This is a genomic window from Varibaculum sp. GTC20041 (genome assembly GCF_055387755.1).
Genome location: NZ_AP041144.1, coordinates 21035 through 39319, shown reverse-complemented (window position 1 = coordinate 39319; position 18285 = coordinate 21035). Strand labels below are relative to the sequence as shown.

Genomic DNA, 18285 nt, shown 5'->3' with positions numbered 1-18285 from the left:
TAAGCAGGACGGCTACGAAACCGACATAGATGATATCCCGACGCCAGTCGAAGCTGAAGCGCTTTCTGGCCACCTTGGCCGGGACTGTTGAATCACTCATGGTTCACTCCTTGAACTGCTAGTTCTAGTGCCTGCTCGTCGGTAGTTTCGGACGCGGTGAGTTCGCGTTCAACAGTGGACTCGCGCATCAGGAGCAGGCGATCGCTCATGGCGAGTAGTTCGGGATATTCAGAAGAAATAACGATCACCGCGTGGCCTTCGGCTGCAAAGTTACGGATAGTCTCGATGATTTCTGATTTGGTTCCGATGTCAACACCGGCTGTAGGTTCGTCCATCACCAGAACCCGCGGGTTACGGCTAATCCACTTGGCGAGCACGATCTTCTGCTGGTTACCGCCGGACAGTAACGAGGCAGGTGCCTCGGGGCGCGTCACCTTGATGCGAAACTCTTCGATCAATTTGTTGGCCAGTCCGCCGAGGGCGCGATCATTCATCCATCCAACTCGAGAGTTTTCCGCCAAGTGCGGCAATTGGAGGTTGCTGTTGACAGAGTGCCTTAATACGAGACCTTGACGGCGGCGATCCTCGGGAACCAGTACCAAACCGTGCGAGAGTGCATCCCCGGGTTTGCTGATCTTAACCTCGCTCCCATCGATACGCACGGTTCCTGCAGTCACCTGGTCGATACCAAACAAGGAACGAGCCAGTTCAGTACGACCGGAGCCCATCAGACCAGCCAGCCCGAGAACCTCTCCCTCGTGGACTTCGAAGCACACATCATGCAGCCCATTGTTAGCGGCCAGCCCCTCTACCGAGAGCACAACCGGACGTTCAGCACAATCCCGGTGGGGAGCAGATGCCATGGCTACATTACGACCGACAATACCTTCGACGATCTCCTCAGGTGTAATTTCCGACAGTGTGGAAGTGAGTAGGCGCTTACCATTGCGCAGGATCGTGATGCGATCCGCGATTTGGTAGACCTCCTCCATCCGGTGGGAAATGTAGACGATGGAGATACCTTCGGAGGTAAGCCGTTCGATCAGCTCGAACAGCGACTTGGCTTCTTGTCGAGCAAGAGCGGCCGTAGGTTCGTCCATGATCAGTACCCGAGCATCCTCGGCCAGAGCCTTCGCGATCTCGGTCAACTGCCAGTAGGCCGTCGACAACGAGGACATTTTTGCCGTGGGATCTACATCGACCTGCATACGCTGGAAAAGTTCCCGAGAACGGCGAATCATTTCTTTGTCGTTGATCACTCCCCCGCTGCGAGGCTCACCATTAAGAAAGATGTTTTGCGCAACGGTTAGGGTAGGCACCAAACTAAACTCTTGGAATACCATCCCCAGCCCGGCTCGCTTCGCATCGTGGATATTTCCGAAGCGACACTGCTTGCCAGCGATCTCGATGGTTCCCTTGTCCAGGGAATACACGCCCTGGAGAATCTTCATCAACGTAGATTTTCCAGCGCCATTACCACCTGCCAGGGCGTGAACCTCACCGGCGACGATTTCAAAGTCAACGTCGTCGAGAACTTTCACCCCAGAGAAGGATTTCTCGATCCCTCTCATAGCCACCAAGGGTTCCGGGTTGGTTACATCCCGTTTGGTGTCCTCTGCGGCAGTCACTTCTTCATCGCTTTCTTCAGATCAGCTGGAGGCTCACTGTTATAGACCTGCTTCCATGCCTTAAGCACGTTCTCATGCGAGACCGGCAAAGCATTTAGCGCTACATAAGAGGGAGCTTTCTTGCCAATCAAAGCCCCGGCGCCGATACGCGCTTCGGCGACACCCTGCTGGTACGGCTGCTGGGCACCAAGACCGACAACTAGTTGGTCTTGAGCCAAAGCGATTGCCACGTTTGTCCCTAGATCCTCGGTAGCGATCTTGAGGTCAGTGCGTCCGGCTGAACGAGCGGCAGCCATCACACCCTCAGCGGGAACATCCCAGACTGCCCAGATAGCCGCTAGCTTGGGGTTCTGGCTGATCATCGCGTCGGCTACCTTTTGCGCGTCTCCAGCGAAGTCGGGGCCAGCGATCCCTTGCTTCTTAACGATCTTGATATCCGGGTATTCCTCTTCGATAACCTTGGTGAATCCTTCGTAACGTTGACGGGTAACGAAGAAGTCTGCGGAGTGGTAAATGACTCCGATCTCTCCCTTACCGGCTAGAGACTTGGCGAGCAGGTGCGCGGAAACAACGCCATTACCAAAGTTGTCGGCGCTTACAATCGATTCGTAGTCCACGCCAGCTTTTAGCCCCTTAGGAACGTTGTCCATGAAGACGAGCTTCGCGCCGCTTTCCGCGACTTTACGGTATGCACCGGCGGTAGCCACCGGGTCAGTGGGAATAGACACCACAATATCCGGGTTCTTGGCGAGCACCGTCTCGATGTTGGATACCTGCTGACCCGGGTTAAAGTTCGCGTCGGTGACCGCGATAACCTCGATGCCTAGTCGAGCAAATTCGGCTTTAAGCCCCGCAATCTGGGCATTAGCCCAGTCATTGCCAGCGTAGTGCATCACGAGGGCAGCGGTGGCCTTCTTCGCTTTAACCTGCGCTATTTCTTCATCGGTGAGTTCGACAGCCTTAGACGTGACGGGAGTCTCCCCATTCGGCCCCTTGCTGAACACCTTGCCCTCTACTTCCTTGAGGGCGGCATCTGCCTTGCTGGCAACCTGAGTGTCAGCTTTTTCACCGCTTCCAGACTCGACTGTGCAGGCCGTTGTACTTCCGACAATTGCCAAGGCCGCAGCGATAAGCAATGCCCTTTTCTTCATAATCGTTCTCCTTTGAACTGTGAGACTTATCAAGCTCCGATCCGTAAGGCGGAACCAGATATCCTTATTGTGAACGTTCATACTCAAGATGTCAAGACCTTCTATAAAACTTTTTTCGCAATAACACCTGAATTCTGTATGTAAACCTGTTGTTTTTGAGGTATTACCAGGGATTATGATGCTTTGAATGAGCTATGAAAAATAGAGCGCTAGCGAAACTATTAGCGACCTTTACACGGCCAAGTTGATCTGCTTCTGAACATGGACGTAGCCACACAGATAGGATAGTCGACCCTGAACTGCGGGTTTGTACATCATTCAGATTGTTTTATCGTCGATGTCAACGCTAAACAAAGCATTACTGCAGTCAGCTAGCGGGTGCTAGCTGACTGCAGTAACGGAAATTAGCGATCAGACTTTACCTAACCGTCGCTCGTTTATTCTTTACTCCATTCGTTTACTAATCGCAGCCTGGGCAGCTGCATTAGCTTCGCGGATGCGGTCAGTCAGGTCGGAGTAAAACTCATCATAGGGATCCTTAATTCCCCATCCTCGGCCCAGGTTCTCAATGTACCCACACCAGTGCCAGCCGATGATCCAGGGTTCGGCCATGACTCTGGCAAGACCTTGCGCATAGTCCTCACCACGCTCGGCATGAGTGTGCATGTCACTGGTGCGGTGCGGGTTCATGTCTGTAGGAACCCAGTTCCCAATATCGGCGATTACCACGGGCTTACCTGTGATTTCATGCCACTGCCGGAGGTCGGAGATCATCGCGGCGTACTCTTCCTCAGTTTTCCCGGTGAAGTACTGTACTGAAAGTACATCAACGAACGGTGCCATAGCGCGCAACACGACCTCAGGAATTCCTTTGTTTCCGTTGTAACGGTCACCGAGGATGAGGTGATTCGGATCGTATCGACGGATCGCTTCAGTAATGGTCTTGTAGTACTGCGTGGCCACTTCGAATAGCTTCGCGTCGTGTTCTTCAGGCGAGAGACCTTCGAAGCCGGGCCAGAAACGACCGGAAGCGTGGGGCAGCCAAGCAGGGATATCCACCAAGAAATACCCGATCAGATTCCGACTATTCTTATTTCGACTCAGCCTTAGGCATTGATAGTGGAACTATAACGCTTACCGCTAACGGCACCAAGGCGAAAAGCAATACTAAGCGTTTCGATACTTTTTGTATCATCTTGGAAAACCCTCCTTGCGCCTATTTAGTGTTTCCACTAGAGGTAATGCGTAAACAGGATTTCCAAAACAAAAATGCAGGTAGAAAGATTTTTGGGTCTGGCGGGAATTGAGAATGCAAATGCAGGTATCATGGAACTCGTCCTCTTGCGAAACGGTACCCAATGAAGGCAGGCTCCAATTTAAAAATGCGAGAACCTGAAGCATACGTATTTATCGATGATTCTGGCGATGCTGGAATGAAGTTAGAACAGGGATCTAGCAAGTACATTGTGATGGCTGCTTGTGTTTTTTACAGCCGAAAGTCGATAGTAGAGTTCCTATCCGTTATAGACACGCTAAGAAACAGACACATAAGCCATGGCAAAGTGATTCGCTACAGCAGGGAGTTTAAGTATTCCAAAACAAAACTTGCCCTAAAAGACGAATACTTTAACGCAATCAAAAACTGCAATTTTTACGTGCGGGTCATTTTCATAGACAAAAATGACTTGTATTCACCTCATCTGCGATCCAATCCGGAAGATCTAAAGATGTACATGATTAAGCAGGTTCTGACACAAACACGCGGCAAGATAACTCGCGCAAAAGTTATTATTGACGGCAAAGACAAGAGAGCGTTCGGTTTCTCTGGAGGTGCTGAATATCTGCGAAAAACCGTTAATTCTAAAAACCATCACCCAATCCAAAGTGCGGAATTTGCCGACTCCAAAGATAACGAACTAATACAACTGGCGGACATGATTGCTGGCGCAGTACATGGACTCCTGAGAGGCAACCCTGATAGCGAAAACCACGTGAGAACATTTAGAGGACGTACCTACCAACCTTACGGGACTTGGTGGCACTTTCAGTAAAAGGAACGGCTCGTGTTCCTAGCCTCGCTAGGAGGCACGCACACCTTGGGGCGACTGTTCGGAAACACGAGCCTTGGTTATGCATCCAGTATATCTGAGGGAAAAACGGATCACAACCCCCCTAATACAGGGCTAATGCCCATTTGGGTATTAACCCGCATTTGGCCGGTTGTGTGTGGATTGACGCGGGAATGAAGTTGCCGACTGTCTCCCAACTGTTGGGCCATCCTGATGTTCAAATTACGGCCAAGATTTATTTACAGCGTCGGGGTCGTGTTAATGACCCGCGAGCCCTTGCGATTCTAAACAGTCTTGGGGGCTGCAAATGAATCTCACGACATATCTGCTGCACGTACAGTCCCCGGTTATGGGCATAAATCGTGCCCTGACCATGGTCGGGGTATTCGGCTGGTCGCCTACGACCCCTTCCTCGCTCAACACAAAAGGGAGAAAAACTTTCGTTTCTCTCCCTTTCGGTCTCGCTCGTCGGGGTGACAGGATTTGAACCTGCGACCTCTTCGTCCCGAACGAAGCGCGCTACCAAGCTGCGCCACACCCCGCGTAACTCCCATATTGTAGGCAGACCCTCGGTAAATCTAAAAATCACCTGCCTAGATTTCGGCGGATGTCACACAAAAGTCAGACCTAAACTCGAAAATCCCATCTGGAAGTAAAAATCAGAATAGGAAACTACCGAGGGCGAGCCCGGCGGCCGCTGCCAGTAGTGAGAGCGCCCATACCAGCAGTAACGCTCCCCAGGCGCGGCGCCAATTTCCCCGTTCCGTCACCGAAAAAATATCGAGCACAAAAGTAGAGAAAGTAGAAAAGCCACCCAAAAATCCGGTAGCTAACAGGGCATAGACCCGGCTATCAGAATGCAGGCCGCCACTACTCACCGCGGCAATCAGCATCCCACCCAACAGGCAAGCCAACACGTTCACCAGGGCGATTCCTCCAGCCGGGTGGCGTTTTTCTAGCTTTAGCCAAGTCACGTCGATCCCCCAACGGCAAAGCGCCCCCACTCCACCGCTCGCGCCTAACGCTAAGGCAAAACCGATTCCACCCATTAACGCTCCTGCCCCCGTCCGCTCTTGACGCGCCCTCCCGGGGCATCTTTAGTCGCCAGCCGGTACCCAACACCGGCAAGCACCACCCCGATTACCAGCAGGATTATCGCCAAAGCTGCGGCGGGATAAAACTTGCCCCCTAGCGCCCAAAAATCACTATCCAAAGAGGTTTTCTCACCACTAACTGCCGCGATTCCGAAAGCCGAAAAGGTGGTGAAAGCTCCCAAGAACCCGGTGGTGATCCCCAGTTTTACCGGAGTTCCCAAACGGTGCAGGCCCGTCCCTTTCCGATTAGCCCGAGTTTTGAAGTATCCCAGCAGGAAAGCCCCCAACAAATTAGCGACAATCACTCCAAAAGTTACCGCCGACCAGGTAAAATAACTTTCTGAAATCGGTAAAGTCCAGCTATCTAGCCCCCAGCGCGCCAAAGTTCCCGCCATACCGCCAATAAAAATAGCGACCGCATCCGCCCCTATTCGCCGAGCAGGATGCTTAGCCACATCACGGGGTTTATCCATCGGCTATACCCTCGGCCTTAATCATCACAGGTAACATCATTTTCAGGTAAAATCCCCGCCACCAGGTATTTGTCTACCGTTTCCGCTACGCACTCCGACCCTAAACCGTAAGCCGTATGGGAATAGGATTCCCAAGTCACCAGCCGCGAGTTAGGTATTTGCCGGTGAACCGATTGCGCCATTTCATAGGGCGTAGCCGGATCCTTAGTGTTACCCACCAGCAAAATGGGTTGCGCCCCCACAATCTTCACTTTTTCCCGTTTCGCGGTAGACTGCCACGGCCAGGCCGCGAGCGCATATTCTCCATACGCCATGGAAGATCCCATCAAGGGAAAATCTCGCACCAGTTTTTGCCCACGCTGATCCCACTGTTTTTCATTGCCTTCCACCGGATAATCGGCGCCGTTAATCGCAATAAAAGCATCTAAAGCATTGTTCTCAAACTTGCCGTCTACGCCGCGTTGATTAAATAAATCAGAGATTTTCAATAGAGGCGCACCATCACCTTTCAACGCGGCTTGCAGTCCCTCTAGCAGAGAGGGATACAAAGTTTCGTAGTAGAGCATCCCGACCGCTGCCCCAAAAGCTAAAGCCCCATTTAGCGGGCGGGCAGAATCATTAGTAGGAATCGGCGAGGCATCGGCGGCAGAAAAAAACTGTTTCAACTGTTTTATACCGGCTTGCGTATCTTTCCAGGGGCAATCCTTGCCTTCTCGCGCACACCAGGCAGCAAAGTTGCCAAACGCCGCCTCGAAACCTTTGGCTTGCGCCATTGAGACTTCCCCATAGGAGTAAGACCCATCCAAAATCCCGTCTAATACCAGGCGTCCCACATTTTTGGGAAATAGTTGCGCATAGGTGGTCCCCAGGAACGATCCGTAGGAATATCCCAGGTAAGAGAGTTTTTTATCTCCGAGGACGGCTCGCAAAATATCTAAATCTCGGGCGGAAGAAACGGTATCTAGATACCGCGCCAAGTCGGCGTTTTTTTCCTGACAGCGCTGGGCAAACTCTTTCATATCCGCTATGGAAGTCTCCCGGCCTGCGACCGTTCCCAGATCCAGGCTTTCGGCTAAGGACTCATCCTTTTGCGCATCGGTGGTGCACTCTATGGGATGCGAGCGGGAGACTCCCCGCGGATCGAATCCCACCACATCAAAGGTGGAAAACACCTGCTCCGAAAACATATCTTCCGAGTTTTTTATCAGGTCAACCCCTGATCCTCCCGGTCCGCCAGGGTTGATCAGCAGGCTCCCTAAGCGTTTTCCGCTCGCCCGACTGCGCGCCAGCGCCAACTCAATATCTTCCTTCTGGGTGTCACTATAGTCCAAAGGTACTTTCACCTGCGCGCATTGATAATCCTTCAAGTCGCTTTCCTGGCAGGGCGCCCAGGAAACTTTTTGCTGATAGTAGCGTTCCAGCCCGGCGGGAATAACGGCGTCCTCGCCATCTAAGGAATTAGTTTCTGAGGACGTAGACGGGGCCACCCGGGTATCGGATTTGGAGCCAACGCTACAGGCCGACAGCATCAAGCAAGCGGTAAAAACTATTGCTACCAGCATTGACAGTTTGTGTTTAATCATTAACTACTGCCTCAAATCCATCATCATTGCTTCCATCGTAAGTAGCGGCGTCACATTTGCTGCTAGGCGCCGCCTGGCGGTGCGAATCGCGTCCATACGTTGTACGGTACGCTGCGGCGCAGAGCCTTTCGCCAATCTGGTAATCGCTTCCATCAGGTCAACGTTAATTAGCGGTACCTGCGCCCCGCTTTGCAGCAGATAAACATCGCGATAAAACCCCAGAAGATTAAGTAATACTCGATCTAGACTATCGCGTAGGTAGCGGGTAGAGCGTCGTTTTTGATCCGCTTTTAGCGCAGTTTCCTGGGCTTTTAGGGCAGGCGGCAGCCGCGTCCCCTCCTGGTCATACCCCAAAGCGCGACGCAACTGCGTCAGTTCTTGCTGATCTTTTTCTTCCGCCCGTTTACTAGCATCGGTTTTTGCTGCCTCCACCAATTTTTGTGCTAGCAGCGCCGCTTCGCCCACGCTGGAAGTAGTGGTGGCAGACAATAAAATTTTTCGGCGGCGCTCCAGTTCGGCCGGGTCGCGAGCTAAAGATTTCGCCACCCCAATATGGGATTGAGACATCGCCGCTGCTTGGCGGGCAGTTTCCGGGGCGACCCCATGTTTTTCAATCAGCAACTGCGCCACTTCCTCCACGCTGGGAGTAACCAAGCTGACGTGGCGGCAGCGGGAACGAATCGTGGGTAACACATCGCCAGGTTGAGTGGTGCACAGGAGCCACACGGTACGCGGGGGTGGTTCCTCAATCGCTTTCAGCAATAGATTGGAGGTGCGCTCCACCATCCGATCGGCGTCCTCCATCAATATCACTCGCCATTTTCCTCCGGCAGGCGCCTGCTGTGCCAGCGTCACCAGGGAAGCAATCTCCTCCATTTTGATAATCAGGCGTTCGGTGGTCACCACTTTCACGTCCGGATGGGTACCTTTAAGTACGCGGCGGCACTCCCCACACTGCCCACAGCCTGGAGTTTGCGGATCTTCACATTGCAAAGCGGCCGCGAAAGCGAGCGCCGCTACCGACCGTCCCGCACCGGGAGGACCGGTAACCAACCAAGCATGCGACATTTGCCTGGTTAAAGCCGAGTCCTCTGTCTGCTGCTCATTTGCCTGTCGGAGGGCGCGCGCAGAATGCGCAGCGGTCTCAAAAATTTTTACCGCCGTCTTTTGCCCGACGATCTGATCCCAAACGCTCATAACTGCTGCAACCCGGTTTGGGGACTATCACCGGCCGGAGTATCCGCCTCGCAGGCACCCAAATCTGGTAGCGACCACACGCTTCCGGTCTGCTTTTGGCCAGCCTGCATTTTCGTCCTCGCCGCAAAAGCCGCGCTGACTAGTGATAACACTTGCTGATGGATTTCTGTTACCCCACGGGTAGCATCTAGCACCTTTATCCGCTGCCGATCGCGCTGCGCAATCTGCAAGAACGCCTGCCGCACCGCCTGGTGAAAAGCCAGGCCTGCCGACTCCATCCGGTCAGGGCGCTCGGTGCGCCGCGAAGCTAATACTTCCGGATCACCGTCGAGCAATATAGTCAGGTCAGGCAGGAGATTATTGGTTGCCCACCGGGAGATTTCTGCAATTTTTTCTAGCCCTAGTCCCCGTCCTATTCCCTGATAGGCCAGGGAAGAATCCAGGTAACGATCCGATACCACTACTTCGCCCGCCTGCAGATGCGGTTTGATTATAGTGTGCGCATGCCAAGCCCGATCTGCCGCATAAAGCAGCGCCTCCGTGTGGGGGTCAAGGTCTTCACCATGCATCACTTCCCGGCGCAGTCTTTGCCCCAAGGAGGTGCCGCCGGGTTCAAAAGTGGCGATCGCAGCTGCCCCGCGCGCCGCTAAAGCCTGCATGAGCAGTTTCACCTGAGTAGATTTCCCGGTATAGTCCCCTCCTTCAAAGGAGATAAAGAAACCAGGGTAGGGCGTGGCGGCATTCATGTGCTTAGCTTACCGAACTTAGTTAGCTCAGCGCTCTGCCTCCGGTGACAAAACGGGCACTAGCCCGGCAAAACCTCACTAAGCGGCGGGCATCCTCTAGGTTACTTAGGCAGAATCACTTTCCCACCATTCCAGCAGTCGCTCACGCGCCGCCTCTTTGCCAATTTCGCCCTCTTCTAGTCGCAAATTCAGCAGATACTTATAGGCTTTCCCCACCTGCGGACCGGGCTTTAGCTGCAGGATCTGCATAATTTCTTCCCCGTCTAATTCGGGGCGAATCCGAGACAGCTCCTCTTTTTCGGCCAGCTGGGCAATGCGTTTTTCCAGGTCATCATAGGCGTGCTCTAGGCGCGCCGCGCGGCGCCGATTCCGGGTCGTACAATCAGCGCGGGTCAGGCGATGCAGACGAGTCAGCATCGGCCCGGCATCGGCCACGTAGCGGCGCACCGCCGAATCACTCCAAGCCTGCTCCCCATAGCCGTGAAAGCGCAGGTGTAAAGCAACTAACTGGGTTACATCTTTAATGGTTTGTTTATCAAAATGGAGGGCGTGCATCCGTTTACGGGTAAGTTTCGCTCCCACGATCTCGTGATGATGGAAAGATACCGTCCCATCTTTTTCGAAACGGCGGGTGGCAGGTTTACCCACATCATGCATCAGAGCGGCGAAACGCAGAATAAAATCGGGACGCGGCACCTCCCCCTCGGGGCCGGTCTCTAAAGCTATTGCCTGGTCAACTACGGTCAAGGTGTGTTCGTAGACATCTTTGTGGCGGCCGTGTTCGTCAACGGTGGCGCGCAGATTTGCCACTTCCGGTAGCACTATCGCTGCCAGCCCGGTATAAACCAATAGTTCTAGGCCTTTGCGCGGATTTTTTCCCACCATCAGGGCTTCCAGTTCGGAGCGCACCCGCTCAGGGGAAACAATCTCGATACGACTCGCCATATTTTCCATCGCCGCCATCACCGGCATAGTCACGTCCAGGTCAAGCTGAGAAGCGAACCGGGCAGCTCGCATCATTCGCAGCGGATCATCATCGAAAGATTGCTCCGGAGACACCGGGGTACGTAGCTGGCCGGCAACTAAATCGGCTATCCCCTGATGGGGATCCACCAAGGTTAAATCTGGTAGCCGCAGCGCCATCGCGTTCACCGTAAAATCCCGACGCGTTAGGTCGCCCTCTAAAGTATCCCCAAACTTTACCGCGGGTTTGCGGCTATTTTTTTGATATTTATCGCTGCGATAGGTAGTTACTTCTACGGTTAAACCTGCTTTATGGGCTCCAATAGTGCCGAACTCTTTACCCATGGTCCACACGTTTCCCGCCCAGTCTTTCAAAATCTGTTCGGTTTCATCTGGACGCGCTGAAGTTGCCAGATCCCAATCGTGAGGTTCGCGCCCGCACATGGCGTCCCGAACCGGCCCGCCTACCAAGGAAAGCTCTTGGCCTTTGGCGGTAAATAGATCCGCGAGTTCTAACACCACTGCCGGCAGCTTAGAAAGCGCCTGCAGCATATTCGCGAGGGCGGCGGCCGCATTTTCTGGCAACTGCACCTCGTTAGCGTTCAGGCCAGCAGGATCATTAGCTAACTTTAGATTCTTATTCATCGTTTACAGATTGCCAGAAAGCCTAGCCGTCTTCCAAGTGGCAAGTTGTTAGCCCGCTGACAAGGGGGCAAGGTAGCATTAAAGATATGTCTGTTCGCAATTCGTATCGTCGCCGTCACCGCGCCAAGTCGCGCCGCGCTGCCTCGCTACCAATTGTGGACGAGACTTCTGCCGGCGGCTTGGTAGTAAAAGTTGAAGACCGCCAGGCTTTCGTGGCTTTAATCGCCCGTCGTAACCGCAATGGCAATATCGAATGGTGCCTGCCTAAAGGTCATTTGGAACCGGGCGAAACCGCGCAACAAGCTGCGCGGAGAGAAATTTTTGAAGAAACCGGGATCAAAGGAAAAGTGATTGCCCCGCTGATCTCTATCGATTACTGGTTCGCGGGAGCCGGCAGGCGGATCCATAAAGTGGTACACCACTATCTATTAGAGGCTACGGGCGGCGCGATTACCGTCGATAATGATCCTGACCATGAAGCGGAGGCCGCCGCTTGGGTTCCCCTGGACATGGTCTCCAAAGTGCTGGTTTACCCAAATGAACGCAAAGTGGTAGCCACTGCCCTGGAACTATTAGAAATAGAGGACTAGGGTGGCTATCTCACGTCTGAGGGGCAGAGTGTTCGGGGCGGTAGTTACCGTGCTACTCGCCCTGACCTGCACCCTGAATCCCGTTAGCCCCCCGGGGGCTAAAGCTGCCCCATCTGCGCCGTCCTCGGAGCTAACTGCGGCCATTACTGCGATTAGCCCCGACACCCTCTCCTATAAAGAGGATGAACAGGGGCGAACAGAAAAGGTTACGGTGACCGGAAGCGTCAGCAACCACACCGACGCCACTGTAAATAATGTAATAGTGCAGGTGTCTACTACTTCCAGATTGGGAGGAGACGCCGAGACTATCCGCACCTGGGTTAAAGGGGAATCCGACAGGGGGATGGGGGTTTTACGCCTTCGGCAAAGTAAAACTTTAACCCAGGTGCCAGCGAAAAAAACCGTTAAATTTGCAATAGAGATTCCCACCAGTACCCTGCCTGCCCTAAGTAAGAACAGTTTGGGGAGCCTGGGGGTTCAGGCTAGCGTTTCCGCTAGCAAGGTGAAAAGAAAAAATACCCGAGGTGACCGGTCCCTACTGTTGTATGCTCCGCAAACAGAATCACCGGCAAAAAGTTCCCTGGCGATTATAGCTCCCCTTTCGGCCTCTTCCCCCGAAATCGCCAAATGGTTGGCTAGGGATGGAATAGGCAGTCAGGCTACTGCCAGTACCCAGACGTCCAGTCGAGTCAACGAGCCATTGAAAAGCGTGGGCGCTAATGCAAAACTCTTGAGCAACCTGTCAACTACGGGAATTACTTGGGTGGTTGATCCTGCCCTATTGCACACTAACTCTCCCCTCTTAACCGGTAGTTTTGCTCCTTTACCGGAAAAACCCGACCCTTTAAGTCTTGAACCGGTAATGCTTGAGGCTCTGAAAACTGCGCAAGCTAAAGGCGCTAGTGTCTCACTTGATTTATGGGGCGCACCCGACCTAGTGCAATTAGATAAAGACGCGCTGGCTAAAGCAGCAGAAGGAAACCGCCAACTGGGAGCATTACTGGAAAAGGAGCTAACCCTAGCTCCCAGTACCATTTTTTTGGCTAATCCCCACTGGGCAGGCCGGACAGATGCTATCTGCGGCAGCTCCGAAAATCGGTTAAGCGAGGGCTGCGTCCTAGTTACCGGCGGAGATCAGTTACCCTTAACGCAAAGTTACAACTATCAACCGGACCTGCTAGGGCAAGCTAAAACCGGGGATCAAACCCGTCAATTCCTGGCAGATCATGGGACTTTATCGGCACTTTTGGCTTCTTCTTCTACCGAGGACGCTTTCACTAATACCCAGGTAGCTCGCGCCATGCTGGCCGCAATCGCCAGCGAACGTCCTTCACAACCCCGACTCATTAACGCAGTTTTACCTAATGGAGCCATAGAGGGGGCGGTAACCCAACAGCGTATAAGCAAGATTCTTAGCGACTCGTGGGTTAAGGGTACCGCTTTACCGCAAGCGCTAGGCGCCGACCCTACCTCGGTAACTTTAGGTACCGATCCCAAAATCCAGAATCTGGCGCCAGATACTACCGGAACTTTAGGAGTCGCCGGGAGTTCTTCCCATAGCTCCACCAAATCGCTTAATTCTGCCCGCGGGCGCGTGGTGCCGTCGTTAGAGCAGATAGCTCAGGATCACCAGCGCATTACTACCCCCCTATATCAGCAGCTTTTGCTCTCCACTTCCCGGGCAATGACTAGTGCGGAACGTAACCAGGCGATCACTAATGCGGGAAGCGAACTGGATCTTTTGGCGCGGGCGGTACAGATCCAGACTTCTTCGCAAATAAATCTGATTGCCAGTAGTTCCCAAATACCGATTAAGGTGTTAAATCGACTCCCAGTTAAGGTGAACGTACGCTTAAAGCTACAGCCAACTGATTCGCGTCTGCGAGCCGACTCCACAGTAGCGGTGAGCTTAGCTCCCAAAGGATCAAGAACCGTAAAGATTCCAATTACTGCGGTACGCAACGGTAACGTCCGGGTGAAAGTAGCGATCTTACCGCAGACCGGTAATCTAGTTCTTGATCAGCAACAGCAAATTGACCTGCGGATTCGTACCGGGTGGGAGGATCGGATTTTTCTTGGTTTTATCTTTAGCGCGGCAGCGATCTTTATAGTTGGTTTGATTGTTAATTTCCGCCGGGGCACCCGGATGGAACAAGAATAAAGCGAAGGAGGAGGCAGTGAGCAGCGAGGATAAAAAAATCGACCCGGAAATTAAGGGCATCAAGAAAATTAATGTAGCTCGTGCCTCGGGAATCATGCTAGCTGGAACCATGGTTTCCCGGCTGCTGGGTTTTGTGCGGGCGGCATTGCTAATTGCGCTGATCGGTTCGATCGGGGCTAATGATGCTTTCCAGGCCGCCAATAGCCTTCCCAATATTATTTATAATCTGCTAGCTTCCTCTATTCTTTCCGCGGTGCTGGTTCCCCAGATTGTGCGCGCCCTGCAACGCCAAAACTCTGATGAGTTCATTAATCGGCTGCTTACCTTATTTACTACCGGACTGCTACTTTTAACTCTGGTATGTGTAGCCCTGGCTCCGGTATTCGTTACTTTATTTGCGGCAAAACTGGATCCGGGATGGAAACAGCTGGCGATTACTTTTTCTTATTGGTCACTCCCCCAAGTGTTCTTCTACGGTCTTTATTCCCTGTGGGGACAATTCCTTAACGCTAAAGGCTCTTTCGGCCCCTACATGTGGGCACCGGTAGTAAACAACGTGGTGGGGATTGCAGGAATATTTGTTTTCTGGAGGGTACTGGGTACCGAAACCGATTGGGCGGGTGACCCCAGCGTCTGGACCGGGGAACCGGTGGTTTTACTGGCCGGTATTTCCACGTTAGGAATCGTGGTGCAAGCCCTGATTTTGCTGATTCCGCTGCGCCGCACCGGTTTTAAAATGCGTCCCGTTTGGGGGATTCGCGGCCATGGCCTAGGAGAAGTATCCCGCACTGCCATCTGGGCTTTTTCAGCTTTATGTGTAGCCCAGCTGGGTTTTTTGGCAATTTCTAATATCGCGGCCGCAGCTAACGGCTACGCCTCCAAACATCAGGTAACTATCGCTACTACTACAGCTTATAACACTGCCTTTACGGTCTATATGATCCCGCAATCAATGATTGTGACTTCCGTAGTTACCGCCATGTTTACCTCTATGAGCGCTATGGTGGCCGTCGGAGCGCTCTCGCGCCTACGCACCCAATTCCTTAACACCCAGCAGGGGGTTTCTTTAATCACTTGCCTGTGTGCGGTACTAATCATAGTTTTAGCGCTGCCAATTATGCAGTTCATTATGCCCACTACCCCTATCGCCTCGGTGCAGGCGTTTGCACAGGTGTTGGCGGTGATGGCGTTGGGGATTCCTTTCCTGGGATTCTTTAACCTTTCACAGCGACTAATTTTGGCTTTTGCGGATGCCCGCAGTACTTTCCTGGTGCAAATCCCCATGACGATCTCCACCCTTATTGTTTGTGGGTTAACGGTGCTGCTACTACCGGTCAAATATTGGGTAATGGGAGCCTCCGCCGGTATGCAGTTGTCATACCTGGTGGGATCGGCACTTACGCTTTGGCATTTGCACAAGAAGCATCTGCCTTTAAAATTTACTGCTCAACTAGGGCGTTCACTGCTGACTATTTCTCTCGCGACCCTGGGAGCCGGCTGTGCGGGTTGGTTGATTTTACATTACTGGGGGCCCCTGGCTGGTGCCGAAAATGATCCGGCGCTAGTACATATGACCGGGGCTTTGGCGCGGGTATTGGTAGTCACTCTGGTAATTACCCTGGTGTACCTGGGACTACTATTGGTTTGGCGCTGTCCCGCGCTTGCCCTTTTGGCGGCTCCCATCTGGGCCAAGTTGAGCAAAGGGCGTCCTTTGCCGCAAGTACTAACTTACGTTCCCAGCGAGACTCAGCCGAGCTCTAACTCGCAGTCCCAGGAGGGCATTAGCGCACCAGAGGCGATAAACTCTAGGGAAGATGAACCTAGTATCGCATCTATAGGGGAGGACGAACCCGCGCAAACCCAGGTTGAAGCGCAATCGCATCCCAGCGAAACTGGGAAAAATTCCTATTTGCAGCCTCAAAATGAACTAAGCAAGGAAGATGAGGATCAAGTGGCCAGTGAACATCTTGAACCCGAGGTGACAGCTATCAGCTATAACGCCGACGGATATGTTAACCTGCAATCCGGTATGACGGTGCGTTTCCCCGGTCAGGAACATTTTTCTTTGCTGACTCTCAACCAGCGACTGGAGGGCGAATTTTTACCCGAAAAGGATGCCTGGGCAGTTAGTGATGAAAGCAATAAACCTGCCGAGCTGCTGGTGCTACAAGGTAAACGGGAAAAAACCCGCGAATATTATTCCCGCCTGCAGCAAGTTAAGGCTCCAGGTTTCCAGAAATTTATTTGGGTTTGTTCTGATCCGGTGGATGCAGTTTTATTGCAAGCTACCCCGGATCTACCGCTTAGCGAGATTGTAGGATCTGGAATGCCGGCATCGGTAATCCACTCTCTAATTTCGCAGGTGAGCGCGGGGTTGTCACAACTTCATGAGGCAGGTCTAGCGCATGGGGCTATCGATCCCGCCCATATTTTGGTCTCGCCGACCGGAAAAGTATTTATCCGTCTTGACGTAGCAGATCAAAACGCGTCCGCTGATTTAACCGCGACGCAAAGCCGCGACGGACAGCGAGTTTTAGAGCTGCTCTATTTCTTGACTAGCGGTGATCGTGACCAGTTCCAGAAAGCAAATGCGGGAGAAAAACTGCTCCCTCCCTCTGATTTCCATCATGGCAGCGATGTGGATTTAGATGCGGTAGCCCTGGCGGGGGCAGCCATGCCTTCTCCTCGTCTCTGCCAGGCCATCTGGGAGCAACTGGGAACGGGCGAACTGGATCCGGTAGCTAACTGGTTAGCCGACCGGGACGATAAAAACGACAATGGCGGGGAAAAGAATTTAGAGGAAAAGCCCCGGGACAATACTTTAGCTATGGAGGCTGCTGATTCTCCCCGAGCCATAAAACCGGTATTGCCTCCGGCAGCTAAAATCGCGGGACATCGCAAGCAGCCCTATCAAGAATCAGAAAAGACCCAGGCAATCCCCTTAGCCGAAATGCAGGAAATGGATCTTAACCCGCAGGAGGAAAAAGCAGGGGATGGCGCCTGGGTGCCCGAAGCGGTGAGTTCCCAGCAGGCCCGGGAGGGATCTCACCCGCAACCACCAAACTTCTTAGGTCGCCTCGGATCAGGCAAACCGGGGGACTCGGCGGGACATATACCTACATTAGCTACCCTAGATTCGAAAATGAAAACACCCGAAGAACTGGGGATAAACGCAGAGGAAACCGCTATTCAATCTTCACTCCAGACACCGAAGTTTTCTAAGAATCCGAAAAAGGCAGCTAAACAGAAAGCGAAATTAGCAGAAAAAATCAATAGGGACGCGCAAAAAGCTGCGCGTAAAGCGGAACGGCAACAGCAACGGGAGCAGCGCCGGAAAGACCGAATTTCCCAGCTTTCCCCTAGAGATTTAGAACCGGTGAACGTTAGTCGGCGGCTGATTGTTTCTAGCCTGGTCGGGATGGCGGTAGTGCTAGTTCTTTCGGTGATGATCTTAGTGCTTTGGCCACGGCACACCCCGCCGGTAGCCAAACCGTCCGCCTCGCAAACCCAAACCCAAACCCAAAAGCCGTCCTCGGAACCAGCGCCGGTAACTAAACCGGCGGAAATCGCCGGGGTGGCTTCTATCGATGCGGAAGGCAATGACACCGAGCATCCTGAGCTAGCTGACCGGATGATAGATGGCGACGAAAACACCTGGTGGCGCTCACGGTTCTTCCGCAACCCGAAACTAGGAGACCGCAGCGGTTTTGGGGTAGTAATAACTTTCAAGGAACAGGCTAATGTTTCTGAGATTAAGCTAAAAACTAATGCGCAAGGCGGAAAAATTGAGGTGCGTTCGCTACCGGAATCCGGACTCCCGCGTGATGGCAAAGTCCTAGCCAATGGTACTTTTTCCGATACCGTTAACCTCAAACTTAACCCGAAAGCTAATGCCCAGGCTCTGATCTTATGGTTCCCCGAACTTCCGCTTGATAACACGGGAAACAACCGGGCAACCATTTCTGAGATCTCGGTTTCCTAGCGA

The 18285-nt window shown here is 53.0% G+C and carries 13 protein-coding genes and 1 tRNA gene; 4 read left to right on the top strand and 10 right to left on the bottom strand.

Annotated features, from left to right (window positions below; translation table 11 throughout):
• Positions 1 to 92 precede the first annotated feature (92 nt).
• From ACZ5BI_RS00160 to ACZ5BI_RS00150, 3 genes are all read right to left on the bottom strand, one after another.
• The gene (locus ACZ5BI_RS00160) at positions 93 to 1628 is read right to left on the bottom strand and encodes a sugar ABC transporter ATP-binding protein (RefSeq protein ID WP_464896342.1); all 1536 of its coding nucleotides are present in this window, start codon (positions 1626 to 1628) and stop codon (positions 93 to 95) included.
• Positions 1625 to 2779 carry a substrate-binding domain-containing protein gene (locus tag ACZ5BI_RS00155; protein WP_024059988.1) on the bottom strand — a complete coding sequence of 385 codons (1155 nt, stop codon included), beginning with the start codon at positions 2777 to 2779 and terminating at the stop codon, positions 1625 to 1627. Before ACZ5BI_RS00155 ends, ACZ5BI_RS00160 begins: the two co-directional genes overlap by 4 nt.
• A 444-nt stretch (positions 2780 to 3223) precedes the next feature.
• A complete protein-coding gene (locus ACZ5BI_RS00150) occupies positions 3224 to 3622 on the bottom strand; it encodes a hypothetical protein (RefSeq protein WP_464896341.1) in 399 nt (132 codons plus the stop codon).
• Between the two features lie 539 nt (positions 3623 to 4161).
• On the opposite strand from ACZ5BI_RS00150, the gene ACZ5BI_RS00145 reads away from it, so the two are divergent.
• Positions 4162 to 4830, top strand: a complete 669-nt coding sequence (locus ACZ5BI_RS00145; protein WP_278605352.1) for a DUF3800 domain-containing protein — start codon at positions 4162 to 4164, stop codon at positions 4828 to 4830.
• A gap of 486 nt (positions 4831 to 5316) precedes the next feature.
• Here ACZ5BI_RS00145 and ACZ5BI_RS00140 read toward each other — a convergent pair.
• The 7 genes from ACZ5BI_RS00140 to ACZ5BI_RS00110 all read right to left on the bottom strand — a co-directional run bounded on the left by ACZ5BI_RS00140 (position 5317) and on the right by ACZ5BI_RS00110 (position 11549).
• Positions 5317 to 5390: transfer RNA gene (locus ACZ5BI_RS00140), tRNA-Pro, on the bottom strand.
• 117 nt (positions 5391 to 5507) lie between these two features.
• The gene (locus tag ACZ5BI_RS00135; RefSeq protein WP_278605351.1) at positions 5508 to 5897 is read right to left on the bottom strand and encodes a fluoride efflux transporter FluC; all 390 of its coding nucleotides are present in this window, start codon (positions 5895 to 5897) and stop codon (positions 5508 to 5510) included.
• On the bottom strand, positions 5897 to 6415 hold the full coding sequence (locus tag ACZ5BI_RS00130; RefSeq protein ID WP_316086802.1) for a fluoride efflux transporter FluC: 519 nt from the start codon (positions 6413 to 6415) through the stop codon (positions 5897 to 5899). The genes ACZ5BI_RS00135 and ACZ5BI_RS00130 overlap by 1 nt, the downstream gene beginning before the upstream one ends.
• A gap of 17 nt (positions 6416 to 6432) precedes the next feature.
• Positions 6433 to 7998, bottom strand: coding sequence for an alpha/beta hydrolase (locus tag ACZ5BI_RS00125; RefSeq protein WP_464896340.1), 1566 nt, complete (start codon positions 7996 to 7998; stop codon positions 6433 to 6435).
• A gap of 3 nt (positions 7999 to 8001) precedes the next feature.
• The gene (locus ACZ5BI_RS00120) at positions 8002 to 9195 is read right to left on the bottom strand and encodes a DNA polymerase III subunit delta' (RefSeq protein ID WP_316087351.1); all 1194 of its coding nucleotides are present in this window, start codon (positions 9193 to 9195) and stop codon (positions 8002 to 8004) included.
• Positions 9192 to 9941 (bottom strand): dTMP kinase, encoded by a 750-nt coding sequence (gene tmk / locus ACZ5BI_RS00115; RefSeq protein ID WP_464896339.1) that lies wholly within the window; start codon positions 9939 to 9941, stop codon positions 9192 to 9194. The genes ACZ5BI_RS00120 and tmk overlap by 4 nt, the downstream gene beginning before the upstream one ends.
• 105 nt (positions 9942 to 10046) lie before the next feature.
• On the bottom strand, positions 10047 to 11549 hold the full coding sequence (locus ACZ5BI_RS00110; protein WP_464896338.1) for a CCA tRNA nucleotidyltransferase: 1503 nt from the start codon (positions 11547 to 11549) through the stop codon (positions 10047 to 10049).
• A gap of 86 nt (positions 11550 to 11635) precedes the next feature.
• Here ACZ5BI_RS00110 and ACZ5BI_RS00105 point away from each other — a divergent pair, with 86 nt between their 5' ends.
• From ACZ5BI_RS00105 to ACZ5BI_RS00095, 3 genes are read left to right on the top strand one after another with little or no spacing between them, the layout of a single operon-like run.
• On the top strand, positions 11636 to 12139 hold the full coding sequence (locus ACZ5BI_RS00105; RefSeq protein WP_024059646.1) for an NUDIX hydrolase: 504 nt from the start codon (positions 11636 to 11638) through the stop codon (positions 12137 to 12139).
• 1 nt (position 12140) lies between these two features.
• Positions 12141 to 14300, top strand: a complete 2160-nt coding sequence (locus ACZ5BI_RS00100; RefSeq protein WP_316085982.1) for a DUF6049 family protein — start codon at positions 12141 to 12143, stop codon at positions 14298 to 14300.
• A 16-nt stretch (positions 14301 to 14316) separates the two neighbouring features.
• Positions 14317 to 18282, top strand: coding sequence for a lipid II flippase MurJ (locus ACZ5BI_RS00095; RefSeq protein WP_464896337.1), 3966 nt, complete (start codon positions 14317 to 14319; stop codon positions 18280 to 18282).
• The last annotated feature ends 3 nt before the right edge of the window (positions 18283 to 18285 follow it).

Bases quoted from the DNA above. Each gene is read 5' to 3' on its own strand.
- ACZ5BI_RS00110 (WP_464896338.1), bottom strand. From the start codon at position 11,549: ATGAATAAGAATCTAAAGTTAGCTAATGATCCTGCTGGCCTGAACGCT.
- tmk (WP_464896339.1), bottom strand. From the start codon at position 9,941: ATGAATGCCGCCACGCCCTACCCTGGTTTCTTTATCTCCTTTGAAGGA.
- ACZ5BI_RS00135 (WP_278605351.1), bottom strand. From the start codon at position 5,897: ATGGGTGGAATCGGTTTTGCCTTAGCGTTAGGCGCGAGCGGTGGAGTG.
- ACZ5BI_RS00145 (WP_278605352.1), top strand. From the start codon at position 4,162: ATGCGAGAACCTGAAGCATACGTATTTATCGATGATTCTGGCGATGCT.
- ACZ5BI_RS00120 (WP_316087351.1), bottom strand. From the start codon at position 9,195: ATGAGCGTTTGGGATCAGATCGTCGGGCAAAAGACGGCGGTAAAAATT.
- ACZ5BI_RS00105 (WP_024059646.1), top strand. From the start codon at position 11,636: ATGTCTGTTCGCAATTCGTATCGTCGCCGTCACCGCGCCAAGTCGCGC.
- ACZ5BI_RS00125 (WP_464896340.1), bottom strand. From the start codon at position 7,998: ATGATTAAACACAAACTGTCAATGCTGGTAGCAATAGTTTTTACCGCT.
- ACZ5BI_RS00155 (WP_024059988.1), bottom strand. From the start codon at position 2,779: ATGAAGAAAAGGGCATTGCTTATCGCTGCGGCCTTGGCAATTGTCGGA.
- ACZ5BI_RS00130 (WP_316086802.1), bottom strand. From the start codon at position 6,415: ATGGATAAACCCCGTGATGTGGCTAAGCATCCTGCTCGGCGAATAGGG.
- ACZ5BI_RS00150 (WP_464896341.1), bottom strand. From the start codon at position 3,622: ATGGCACCGTTCGTTGATGTACTTTCAGTACAGTACTTCACCGGGAAA.